The following is a 10,587-nucleotide window of genomic DNA, read 5'->3' as shown; positions in this document are numbered from 1 at the left end:
ACTATCAACCGTCCATTTTCTTTTTTCTGATCCGGACCCACTCCACCAACACACACCCCCACCAATCCTCCGCCACGCCACAAAGTTTTAAAAAGCACCCCCCCCCCAAACCCGCCCCACCCCCCTGCCGATACCGCTCCACCCCCTGCGCCGTCTGCCGCACCAGGCTCACCTCCAGCCCCAGCGGATCTTCCCGCCGATTCCCGCTCAACTGCCGCCAGCCCTTGTCCGCTTCCCACACCCGCACCTGCAGATCACTGACCCCGGTCAACACCACCACCCCATCCTTAGCCGCCGGCAACGGAAAGCGATCCCGCGCCGGTGCGGCTGCGCGGTACAGGCTGTCGCCCTTGAGCCACCACCGCACCCGTTGCAGCCCATCCGCCGCGACCGGCGCGCTGCGGATCACGTCCAGGCGAAAGCCCTTGCTGTCGGAACTGCGCACCGTCACCGCCGCCAACCCGCTGGGCTTGGTTTTATCGGCTTGCAGAGAAGCCGGCACGCTCAGCTCCACGCTGGCGCGCATGTTGAGATCGCGCTGCAACTGGTTCAGCGCCCGCAACAACGCCTCGGTCTGTTCCGTGCTGGCCTGCAAGTGCTGATCCGCGCGGGTCACGCTGTCGAGGCCGCGCCAGGCGATGAGGCTGACCAGCGCCATCAGCATGATCGCCACCATCACCTCAATCAGCGTGAAGCCTTTCTGCGAGGCACTCATGGCTGGCTCACCACGCGTATCAAACCGGCGGCATCACGTTGCAGGCTGAGGCGGTGTTGCCCGTCGGACAGCTCGACCCGCACCGGCGGGTTGATCCATTCGGCGTCGAGCACCAAGGTTTGCCGGGGCTCGATCGTGACCTGCATCGGCGTGCTCTCCCATAGGCGCGGGCGCAGTTGGGTGTCGCCCTGGAATGACTCCACGCCGAGGCCGTCATCGCTGCGACGGTTGAAGCGGAAACCCTTGGCGTCCGCGCGCCAGGTGATCGGCCGCCCATCGGCGCGGGCTTCGGCCTGGGCCACTTGCAGCAACTGACTCAAACGCTCGGCATCCTTGCGCAGCAGGTGCAGCGGGTCGGGCTTGATGGTCAGGCTGATGGCGGCGCTGGCAATGCCGATGATCACCAGCACCACCATCAGTTCGATCAGGGTGAAACCTTGCTGTTTCATGGGGCGGCACCTGGAAAGCTGGCGAGGTTATGAAATAAAAACGTGCGAATTGGCCTGTAGGCTGATGCCACGGACAAACAGGAGGTCCACCCATGGCACTTGCCCTTCGTTTTTCTCCCGCCCTCGGCGTGCAGGCACTGGCCGTGGTTGCCGCGTTGGCCGGCGTGGCGGTCTGGACGCCGTTGCTGCTCACTTCCGCCGAATCCCACACGCCGCCGGCGGCCGCCGAGGCGTTGGCGGCGCGCAGCGATAACCCGGCGTTGCAGTGGTTTTCCACGGCGCCGACGGCATTGCAGGTCAAGGTCTCGGGGGTCTTGGCCGGAGCGCGGGGCGCGGTGGCGATCCTCAGCCTCAACGATGGCCCGCCGCGCAGTTTTCTGCTCGGCGAGCGCCTCAGCCCCGGCGTGCGCTTGACGGCCATCGCGGGCGACGGTGTCGAGATCGAGCGCGGCGGCGAGAAGGTGCGCGTGCAGCTCGACACGTTGCCGCAGGCGCCCGCATTGCCACGCCTCACTCGGCCTTGACCTGCGGCCTGGCCAGGGTCGTCGCCAGGCGCGCCAACGGCGGCGCCTCGCGGCTGGCGTCCCGCACCTGCACATCGACCTGCACCAACTGACTGTCGGGGCTGTTGCTGAGGGTCTGCTCGCAACGCAGTTTCAAGCGGCCCTGATCGCACGCGAAGGTCTTCTTACCGCTGCTCAAACGCCCCTCCAACTGCAACTCTGCCAGCCGGCTTTGCGCCGCCAGCATCGCCATCGACTTGTCGCGCAGCAGGCCGTTGCTCTGGGTCATCAACCCGGCCACGCGCACGGCCGCGGCCATGGCCACCGCGATGATCGCCAGCGCCACCAGCACTTCAATCAGGGTAAAACCTCGCTCGTTGCGGTGCCTGCGCATGGCGTTCTCAAAGCCTGGAAACAGGTGCGCAGCCTAGCGCTGGCAGTTGACCGATTGGCGACCGAAACTCCCGAGGATTTTCAATACGACTGACATGTGTTCTTGCAACACTGCGCCCCGAAATGCACTCAAGCCAAGGAATGTCGAGATGGATATCGCACGCCTAACATCCCCACTGCCAGGCCCTCGCGGCCAGCGTGGCTTCACCCTGATCGAGATCATGGTGGTGGTGGTCATTCTCGGGATTCTGGCGGCGATGGTGGTGCCCAAGGTACTTGACCGTCCGGACCAGGCGCGGGCCACCGCGGCGAAACAGGACATCGGCGGGTTGATGCAGGCGCTGAAACTCTATCGCCTCGACCACGGCACTTACCCGACGATGAACCAGGGCCTCAAAGTGCTGGTGGAACGCCCGGCGGATGCGAAAAACAGCAACTGGCGCGCCTACCTCGACCGTCTGCCCAATGACCCGTGGGGCCATCCTTATCACTATCTCAACCCAGGCGCCAACGGCGAGGTCGATGTGTTCTCCCTGGGTGCCGACGGCCAGCCGGATGGCGACGGCGTGAATGCCGATATCGGCTCCTGGCAGCTGTAAGGCGCGCGATGAAACGGGATTCGCCCGCAGCGGCGAAGCAGCGCGGCATGGCGATTATCAGCGCGTTACTGATCGCGGCGGTGGTGGCGGTGATCGCCGGCGCCATGCTCACGCGCCAGAGCGTATTCACCCGCAGCGTGGAGGCCGAGCAATTGCGCATTCAGGGTCAGTGGCTGTTGCAAGGCCGCCTGGAACACAGCCGCCTGTTGCTGTGGGAGGCGCGCCAGAAGGACGTGCTGACGCGCCTCGATCAGCCGTGGGCGCGGCCCCAGGGCGGGGTATTTGAAGGGCGCCTGGAGGACGAGCAGGGCAAGTTCAACCTGCGCAATCTGGTCAATCACCAGCGGCTCGACGCCGAACAACTGCAAGCTTTCGAGCGCCTGTGCCGCCTGATTGACATCGACCCGGCCGTGAGCCGACGTATCAGCCGGCGAGTGATCGCCTCCTATGATCAACGTACCGACAAGACGCTGCTGCCGGCGCGCTACCCGATGCTGCGCAGCCTGGATGACCTGAGCGGTATCGAAGGGCTCGACCCGCTGCTGCTGCGACGCCTGCAGACCTTCGTCGGCGTGCTGCCCGGCAATACCTGGGTCAACGGCAACACCGCCAGCGCCGAAGTGCTCAGCGCGGTGGTGCCGGAACTCAGCCTGGCCCAGGCCCAGGCATTGGTGGCCGAGCGCGACAGCGGGCGCTGGTTTATCAACCGTGGCGATTTCGTCAACCGCCTGCACCTGCCCCAAGTGGCGGTGGACAGCGTGCAAGTGGGCATCACCAGCGAGTGGTTTCGCCTGCAGGGCCAGGTACGCCGTGAACAGCGCCGGGTGACAATCGACGCGTTGTTGCATCGCCCTGAAGACCGCCGGCCCCAGGTGATCTGGTCGCGGGTGGGCGCATGAAACGCCTGCGGATCGGCTTGCCGCCACTCGATCAACTGACGGTCGACAGCCAGGTGCAATTTGCCTGGCTGGAGCGTGGTGCCGTGGTGAGCGAGGGCGGCGAAAGCCTGCTGCAGTTGGGCCGGTCCAAGCCGTCGGTGGAGTGCTTTCTGCACCCCGCCGACAGCCTGTCGACCAGCCTAGAGCTGCCGCCGCTGGCCGCCGCCAAAACCGCCGCCGCCGTGGCCTGTGCCGCACAGGCGTTGATCCTCGGGCCGGTGGAGCAGATGCAGGTGGCCCACGGCCCGCGCGACAGCGATGGGCGCGTGCAGGTGGCCTGGGTGTCCACTGCCGGGTTGGAGCGCCTGGGCCAGGTGTTGGTGCAGGGCCAGTTCAGGTTGCGCGGCCTGTACCCGGCGCCGTATGCCTTGCCGCTCGGCGCCGCGGCCATGCACGACGGTTATTTGCTGACACGCCATAGCCTGCACCAAGCGGCGGTGCATCCGCTCGGGCAACAGGTGTTGGATCAAGGGCTGGAGGTGCCGCTGGCGCCGGAGGCGCAACGCTGGAGTGGCGCCGTGCCTGGCTGGGGCTTGCACGGCCGCCTCAACCCAACGGCGAGCGGTGGCTGGGGCAGGGCGCTGGCCGCTGTCGCCCTGGCCACTGCCGTCTGGACCCTGGGCCTGAACCTGTACGCCGCGCGCCAGGCGGGCGAAGGCCAGCAGCTCAAGGCGCTGCTGAGTCAGCAGGTGCGCCAGGCCTTCCCCGAATTACCGGTGATACTCAACCCCTTGCAGCAGGCCCGCCAACAGTTGGCCGCCCGCCAAACCGGCGCCGCCGCCGACCCCGCCCAGCGCTTTGGTAGCCTGCTGCAAGTGGCCGGCAGCAGCCTGCCGTTCATGGTCGGCAACGTCGACAACCTGAGCTTCGAACAGGGCCGCTTGCATGTGGGCTTGCTGGCCGACAGCCGTAGCCCGACGGCGCCGGGCGATGGGCAAGCGGCGCTGGCCCAGGCCGGGTTTAGCGCGACCCGCGATGAGCACGGCTGGACGTTGGGCCCGGTGGAAACCGCCGAAAAACCGGGAGCCGCCGATGAATAAGTGGCGCCGTCTACGCAGCCAGGCCCAGGCGTTCTGGAGCGGCCTGGCCCTGCGCGAACAACGCATGCTCAGCGGCGCCGGCCTGGTGCTGGCAGGTCTGTTGACCTGGCTGGTGCTGATTCAGCCGCCCTTGAAGACGATCGCGTATTGGCAGGCCGAAACCCCCAAGTTGCGCACCCAGGCGGCCACCTTGCACGCGCTGTTGCAGGGCGTCGCGGCGCCGCGGCCCGCCGATGCCGCCACGCTGCAACAGGCCCTGGACAGCGCCGGCCTGCAAGGTCGTTACCAGTTGCAGGCGCTGGATGCCGGCGCCTGGCGCCTGAGCTTCGACAACGCGCCGGCCGATGCGGTGATGGACTGGTTACTGGGCAATCCCCGTTCGTTTTCCCTGGAGGTGTCCGAGGCGCGCTTGCAGCGTAGCGCGGACGCTATCGACAACTCGGCCGGCACTGTGTCCGGGACCGTTCGCATGGATCAGGCGCTTGGCGCTAAGGAAGCTTCATGAAGTGGTCAGTCCCCAACCCTGCGCCTTTTCGCAAGGTCGCGCCGCTGCTGTTACTGGCCTTGAGCGCGTGCAGCAACACCCCGTCGCCGACCAAGCCGTTGCAGGTGGACAGCGAACTCGGCCAGCCCCTGGCCGACACCCGGCGCAGCAGCGAGAGCGTGCTGGAGCGCCAGCGCGAGCCGGCGCCCAAGCCCCGCGTCCAGCACCCGCTGACCAACAGCGCCCGTGGCCACGCGCCGGCTGCGGTCAAGACGCGCAACCCGCTGGGCGATCAGCCGGTGCAGTTGAATTTTGTCGACGCCGATATCCAGGCGGTGGTGCGCGCGCTGTCCCGTGCCACCGGCCAGCAGTTTCTGGTCGACCCTCGAGTCAAAGGCAACCTGACCCTGGTCAGCGAAGGCCAGGTGCCGGCGCATCAAGCCTACGACATGCTGCTGGCGGCGCTGCGCATGCAGGGCTTCAGCGTGGTCGACGTCGGCGGCGTGGCCCAGGTGGTGCCGGAGGCCGATGCGAAGTTGCTCGGCGGGCCGATCTACAGCGCCGGCAGCAGCGGCATGCAGACCCGCACCTTTCGCCTGCAATACGAAAACGCGGTGAACCTGATCCCGGTGCTGCGCCCGATCGTGTCGCCGAACAACCCGATCAACGCCTACCCGGGCAACAACAGCATCGTCATCACCGACTACGCGGAAAACCTTGCGCGGGTGGCGCAGATCATTGACGGCATCGACACCCCCAGCGCCATCGACACCGACGTGGTGATGGTGCAGAACGGCATCGCCGTGGACATCGCCGCCATGGTCAGCGAACTCCTGGAAACCCAGGGCGCCGACCAGACCCAGAAGATCAACGTGATCGGTGACCCGCGCTCCAACTCGATCATCATCCGTTCCGGCAGCCCCGAGCGCACCGAGCTGGCGCGCAACCTGATCTACAAACTCGACAATGCCCAGAGCAACCCGAGCAACATGCACGTGGTCTACCTGCGCAACGCCCAGGCCGGCAAGCTGGCGCAGTCGCTGCGCGGCTTGCTCACCGGCGAGAGCGAGTCCGGCGTCAGCGACGAGGCGCGGGGCAAGCTCAGTGCCATGGGCGGCAATGCCCAAGGCACCCAGGGCAACAGCACCGCGCAGAACAGCAGCGGCACGCTCACCGGCAGCGGCGTGCAGGCCGGGTATGGCCAGGACAAACCGGCGACCGGCAGCAGCCCCAGCGATCAGAACACCGCGTTCAGCGCCGGCGGCGTGACGATCCAGGCCGACGCCACCACCAACACCTTGCTGATCTCCGCGCCGGACCCGCTGTACCGCAACCTGCGCGAAGTGATCGACATGCTTGACCAGCGCCGCGCCCAGGTGGTGATCGAAAGCCTGATCGTCGAAGTCAACGAAGACGACGCCAGCGAGTTCGGCGTGCAGTGGCAGGCCGGCAACCTCGGCGGCAAGGGCGGTTTTGGCGGGGTGAACCTGGGGGGCAGCGGGGTGAATGGCACGTCGACCAGCAAGACCAGCATCGATGTGCTGCCCAAGGGCCTGAATATCGGCCTGGTCGATGGCAGCGTCGACATCCCCGGGATCGGCAAGGTGCTCGACCTCAAAGTGCTGGCCCGCGCCTTGAAGAGCAAGGGCGGCACCAACGTGCTGTCGACACCGAACCTGCTGACCCTGGACAACGAAGCCGCGAGCATTTTTGTCGGGCAGACCATTCCGTTCGTCACCGGCAGCTATGTGACTGGCGGCGGCGGCACCAGCAACAACCCGTTCCAGACCGTGCAGCGCGAAGAAGTGGGGCTCAAGCTCAACGTGCGCCCGCAGATTTCCGAAGGCGGCACGGTGAAGCTGGATATCTACCAGGAAGTCAGCAGCGTGGACGCGCGGGCGTCGGTGGACGCGGGCACGGTGACCAACAAGCGGGCGATCGATACCAGCATCCTGTTGGACGACGGGCAGATCATGGTGCTCGGCGGGTTGTTGCAGGACGGCTACAGCCAGAGCAATGACGCGGTGCCGTGGCTGTCGGATATCCCGGGGTTGGGCGCGTTGTTCCGCAATGAAAAGCGCAGTGTGAACAAGACCAACCTGATGGTGTTTTTGCGCCCCTACATCATTCGCGACAGTGGCGCGGGGCGCAGTATCACGTTGAACCGCTATGAGTTCATGCGCCGCGCCCAGGGAGGCTTGCAGCCGGAGCGCAGTTGGGCAATGCCGGATGTGCAGGCGCCGCAGTTGCCGTCGGTGGAGAAGGCGATTCCGGGGGCTGGGCCGAGGGCGGTGATCAGGGCGGTGCCGGCTCGTGATTGATGTTGAGCGAGTGCATATCCGGGTCTTCGGGAATGGCGGCTTATGGTTCCGCCCTTACGGCGGGTCACTTTGGAAAAGCCCCAAAGTAACCAAAGGGCTCTTGCCCCACCGCTCGGCACCTCGCCTAGGCTCGGTGGGCCCGAACGCAGGCTTGCGTGGTTTAAGATCAAAAGCGGCTCGCTTCGCATCGTGTTTACGCGGGGGGGCGGTGTTTTTTCATGGCCTGGATTTGTGCCACAACCCCGCTGCAATCAATGCAGTGCCCAGACGGGTGCTGTCGGATTTGACTGAAAACTCCTGGGCACCCACCGCTTCAAAATGTGGGAGGGGGCTTGCCCCCGATAGCGGTGGTTCAGTTACAGATGAATTGACTGACACACCGCTATCGGGGGCAAGCCCCCTCCCACATTTACACTGCGCGGCGGCCCGCCGTAAGGGCGGAACCATAAGCCGCCGTTACCGCAGCAACGGATATGTACTCAATCCAAAAGGGTCAACCCCATGAGCCTGCTGCCCTACGCCTGGGCCAAATCCCAGCGCATCCTCCTGCGTCCCGGCGAGGCCGGCCTGCTGCTGACGGTCTGCCCGTCGACCCCCGGCTGGTCGATCAGCGAAGTGCAGCGTCAGTTCGGCCAGAGCCGCCTTGAACAGGTGCGCGATGATGAGCTCGACGGCCTGCTCGCCAGCGCCTATGCCGACACCGGCAGCGCCGCTGCGGTGGTCGGTGCCGCCGAAAACGAAGTCGACCTCGACCGCCTGATGCAGGACATGCCCGAGATCACCGACCTGCTCGACACCCAGGACGGCGCGCCGGTGATCCGAATGATCAACGCCTTGCTGACTCAGGCCGCCCGCGATGAGGCCAGTGATATCCATATCGAACCCTACGAAACCCACTCCGTGGTGCGCTACCGCGTCGACGGCACCCTGCGCGACGTGGTCTCGCCGCGCAAGGCGCTGCATGGCGCGCTGGTGTCGCGGATCAAGATCATGGCCCAGCTCGACATTGCCGAAAAACGCCTGCCCCAGGACGGCCGCATCGCCCTGCGCGTGGCCGGGCGGCCGATTGATATCCGCGTGTCGACAGTGCCCACCGGGCATGGCGAGCGCGTAGTGATGCGTTTGCTGGACAAGCAGGCCGGGCGCCTGCAACTGGAGACCCTGGGCATGGAGCCGCAACTGCTGGCCCGCCTCGACACGCTGATCCGCCAGCCCCACGGCATCGTGTTGGTCACCGGGCCCACCGGCAGCGGCAAGACCACCAGCCTCTACGCCGCGCTGGCACGGCTGGATGCGAGCACCAGCAATATCCTCACCGTCGAAGACCCGGTGGAGTATGACCTGCCGGGCATCAGCCAGATCCAGGTCAACGCCAAGATCGACATGACGTTCGGCCTGGCTTTGCGTGCGATCCTGCGCCAGGACCCGGACATCATCATGATCGGCGAAATCCGCGACCTGGAGACCGCCCAGATCGCCGTGCAAGCCTCGCTCACCGGCCACCTGGTGCTCGCCACCCTGCACACCAACGACGCGGTGTCGGCGGTCAACCGCCTGATCGATATGGGCGTCGAACCGTTCCTGCTGGCGTCTTCATTGCTGGGCGTATTGGCCCAGCGCCTGGTGCGGCGCCTGTGCCCGCACTGCAAGCAGGCAGACCCGGCCGTGCCGGGCACCTGGCGCCCGGTGGGCTGCGCGCAGTGCAACCAGATCGGCTACAGCGGGCGTACTGGTATCCATGAATTGTTCTGCGTCGACGACGAGGTGCGCAGCCTGATCCACCAGGGCGCCGGCGAGCAGGAGCTGCGCCAGGCGGCACGCCGCGCCGGCATGTTCAGCATGCGTGAAGACGGCGAGCGCTGGGTGCGCAGCGGCACCACCGCGGCCGAAGAAATCCTGCGCGTAACACGGGACGCCTGATGAATCGCTATCGCTATGAAGCCGCCGACGCCAGCGGCAAGGTCGAGGCCGGGCACCTGGAGGCGGACAGCCAGAGCGCGGCGTTTGCCGCGTTGCGCAGCCGTGGCCTGACCGCGCTTCTGGTGCAGGTCGAAGGCAATCAACAGGCCGCGGGCGGCAGCAGCCTATTCAGCGCCAAGCTGTCGGACAACGACCTGGCCTGGGCCACGCGGCAACTGGCGAGCCTGCTCGGCGCCAGCCTGCCGTTGGAAGCGGCGCTGAGCGCGACGGTGGAGCAGGCCGAGAAAAAACACATCGCCCAGACCCTGGCCGCCGTGCGCGCCGATGTGCGCGGCGGCATGCGCCTGGCCGATGCCCTGGCGGCACGGCCACGGGACTTTCCGTCGATCTACCGTGCGCTGATCGCGGCGGGGGAGGAGTCCGGCGACCTGGCCCAGGTGATGGAGCGCCTGGCCGACTACATCGAGGAGCGCAACAACCTGCGCGGCAAGATCCTCACCGCTTTTATCTACCCCGGCGTGGTGGGGCTGGTGTCCATCGGCATTGTGATTTTCCTGCTCAGCTACGTGGTGCCCCAGGTGGTCAGCGCGTTCTCCCAGGCGCGCCAGGACCTGCCGGGGCTGACCCTGGCGATGCTCAACGCCAGCGACTTTATCCGCGCCTGGGGGTGGCTGTGTTTTGCCGGGATCGTCGGCAGCTTCTGGGGCTGGCGCCTGTACCTGCGCGACCCGGTGGCGCGCTTGAACTGGCACAGCCGCGTGCTGCGCTTGCCGCTGATCGGGCGCTTTGTGCTGGGCCTGAACACCGCCCGATTTGCCTCGACCCTGGCGATCCTCGGCGGTGCTGGCGTGCCGCTGTTGCGCGCCCTCGAAGCCGCGCGCCAGACCCTGTCCAACGAGCGCCTGAGCCAGTGCGTCAACGACGCCACCGCCAAAGTGCGCGAAGGCGTCAACCTCGCTCCGGCGCTGGCGGTGGAGAAGGTGTTCCCACCGGTGCTGATCCACCTGATCGCCAGCGGCGAAAAAACCGGCTCACTGCCGCCGATGCTCGAACGCGCGGCGCAGACCCTGTCGCGGGACATCGAACGCCGCGCCATGGGCATGACCGCGTTGCTCGAGCCACTGATGATCGTAGTGATGGGCGCCGTGGTGCTGGTGATCGTGATGGCGGTGCTGTTGCCGATCATCGAGATCAACCAACTGGTGACCTGAATGTGGGAGGGGGC

Annotated in this window: 10 protein-coding genes and 1 pseudogene; 8 read left to right on the top strand and 3 right to left on the bottom strand. The window is 66.4% G+C overall.

Annotated elements, in window-relative coordinates; all coding sequences use genetic code 11:
* Window positions 1–124: 124 nt before the first annotated feature.
* Together INT12_RS23695 and gspH are read right to left on the bottom strand one after the other, a co-directional pair.
* A pseudogene (locus tag INT12_RS23695) lies at window positions 125–715 on the bottom strand (type II secretion system protein GspJ); the annotation flags it as partial.
* Window positions 712–1,164: a type II secretion system minor pseudopilin GspH gene (gspH, locus tag INT12_RS23690; RefSeq protein ID WP_017849132.1), complete on the bottom strand. Its 453-nt coding sequence runs from the start codon at window positions 1,162–1,164 to the stop codon at window positions 712–714. The pseudogene INT12_RS23695 and the gene gspH, both read right to left, overlap by 4 nt.
* A 92-nt stretch (window positions 1,165–1,256) precedes the next feature.
* Here gspH and INT12_RS23685 point away from each other — a divergent pair, with 92 nt between their 5' ends.
* Window positions 1,257–1,688 (top strand): type II secretion system protein N, encoded by a 432-nt coding sequence (locus INT12_RS23685; protein ID WP_046383041.1) that lies wholly within the window; start codon window positions 1,257–1,259, stop codon window positions 1,686–1,688.
* On the opposite strand, the gene gspI is transcribed toward INT12_RS23685, so the two are convergent.
* The gene (gene gspI, locus INT12_RS23680; RefSeq protein ID WP_017849134.1) at window positions 1,675–2,061 is read right to left on the bottom strand and encodes a type II secretion system minor pseudopilin GspI; all 387 of its coding nucleotides are present in this window, start codon (window positions 2,059–2,061) and stop codon (window positions 1,675–1,677) included. The two genes, INT12_RS23685 and gspI, sit on opposite strands and share 14 nt — an antisense overlap.
* 148 nt (window positions 2,062–2,209) lie before the next feature.
* Between gspI and gspG the strand changes: the two genes are divergently transcribed.
* The 7 genes from gspG to gspF all read left to right on the top strand — a co-directional run bounded on the left by gspG (window position 2,210) and on the right by gspF (window position 10,573).
* Window positions 2,210–2,659 (top strand): type II secretion system major pseudopilin GspG, encoded by a 450-nt coding sequence (gene gspG, locus INT12_RS23675; RefSeq protein ID WP_017849135.1) that lies wholly within the window; start codon window positions 2,210–2,212, stop codon window positions 2,657–2,659.
* An 8-nt stretch (window positions 2,660–2,667) separates the two neighbouring features.
* The gene (gene gspK / locus INT12_RS23670; RefSeq protein WP_158243620.1) at window positions 2,668–3,558 is read left to right on the top strand and encodes a type II secretion system minor pseudopilin GspK; all 891 of its coding nucleotides are present in this window, start codon (window positions 2,668–2,670) and stop codon (window positions 3,556–3,558) included.
* Entirely contained in the window at window positions 3,555–4,637 is a 1,083-nt protein-coding gene (gspL, locus tag INT12_RS23665) for a type II secretion system protein GspL (RefSeq protein ID WP_193041103.1), read from the top strand. Before gspK ends, gspL begins: the two co-directional genes overlap by 4 nt.
* A complete protein-coding gene (gene gspM / locus INT12_RS23660) occupies window positions 4,630–5,142 on the top strand; it encodes a type II secretion system protein GspM (RefSeq protein ID WP_017849138.1) in 513 nt (170 codons plus the stop codon). The genes gspL and gspM overlap by 8 nt, the downstream gene beginning before the upstream one ends.
* Entirely contained in the window at window positions 5,139–7,442 is a 2,304-nt protein-coding gene (gene gspD, locus INT12_RS23655) for a type II secretion system secretin GspD (protein WP_193059044.1), read from the top strand. The genes gspM and gspD overlap by 4 nt, the downstream gene beginning before the upstream one ends.
* A gap of 501 nt (window positions 7,443–7,943) precedes the next feature.
* Complete coding sequence (gene gspE, locus INT12_RS23650) at window positions 7,944–9,362, top strand: type II secretion system ATPase GspE (RefSeq protein ID WP_046489235.1); 1,419 nt, start codon at window positions 7,944–7,946, stop codon at window positions 9,360–9,362.
* The gene (gene gspF, locus INT12_RS23645; protein ID WP_017849141.1) at window positions 9,362–10,573 is read left to right on the top strand and encodes a type II secretion system inner membrane protein GspF; all 1,212 of its coding nucleotides are present in this window, start codon (window positions 9,362–9,364) and stop codon (window positions 10,571–10,573) included. The genes gspE and gspF overlap by 1 nt, the downstream gene beginning before the upstream one ends.
* The last annotated feature ends 14 nt before the right edge of the window (window positions 10,574–10,587 follow it).

It is taken from the genome of Pseudomonas sp. K8 (assembly GCF_014889455.1).
Taxonomy (GTDB): Bacteria; Pseudomonadota; Gammaproteobacteria; order Pseudomonadales; family Pseudomonadaceae; genus Aquipseudomonas; species Aquipseudomonas veronii.
This window is presented reverse-complemented; position numbering and strand designations above follow the sequence as displayed.

Coding starts and splice junctions, on each gene's coding strand:
- INT12_RS23685 (WP_046383041.1), top strand. CDS start 1,257: ATGGCACTTGCCCTTCGTTTTTCTCCCGCCCTCGGCGTGCAGGCACTG.
- gspL (WP_193041103.1), top strand. CDS start 3,555: ATGAAACGCCTGCGGATCGGCTTGCCGCCACTCGATCAACTGACGGTC.
- gspE (WP_046489235.1), top strand. CDS start 7,944: ATGAGCCTGCTGCCCTACGCCTGGGCCAAATCCCAGCGCATCCTCCTG.
- gspM (WP_017849138.1), top strand. CDS start 4,630: ATGAATAAGTGGCGCCGTCTACGCAGCCAGGCCCAGGCGTTCTGGAGC.
- gspD (WP_193059044.1), top strand. CDS start 5,139: ATGAAGTGGTCAGTCCCCAACCCTGCGCCTTTTCGCAAGGTCGCGCCG.
- gspF (WP_017849141.1), top strand. CDS start 9,362: ATGAATCGCTATCGCTATGAAGCCGCCGACGCCAGCGGCAAGGTCGAG.
- gspH (WP_017849132.1), bottom strand. CDS start 1,164: ATGAAACAGCAAGGTTTCACCCTGATCGAACTGATGGTGGTGCTGGTG.
- gspG (WP_017849135.1), top strand. CDS start 2,210: ATGGATATCGCACGCCTAACATCCCCACTGCCAGGCCCTCGCGGCCAG.
- gspI (WP_017849134.1), bottom strand. CDS start 2,061: ATGCGCAGGCACCGCAACGAGCGAGGTTTTACCCTGATTGAAGTGCTG.
- gspK (WP_158243620.1), top strand. CDS start 2,668: ATGAAACGGGATTCGCCCGCAGCGGCGAAGCAGCGCGGCATGGCGATT.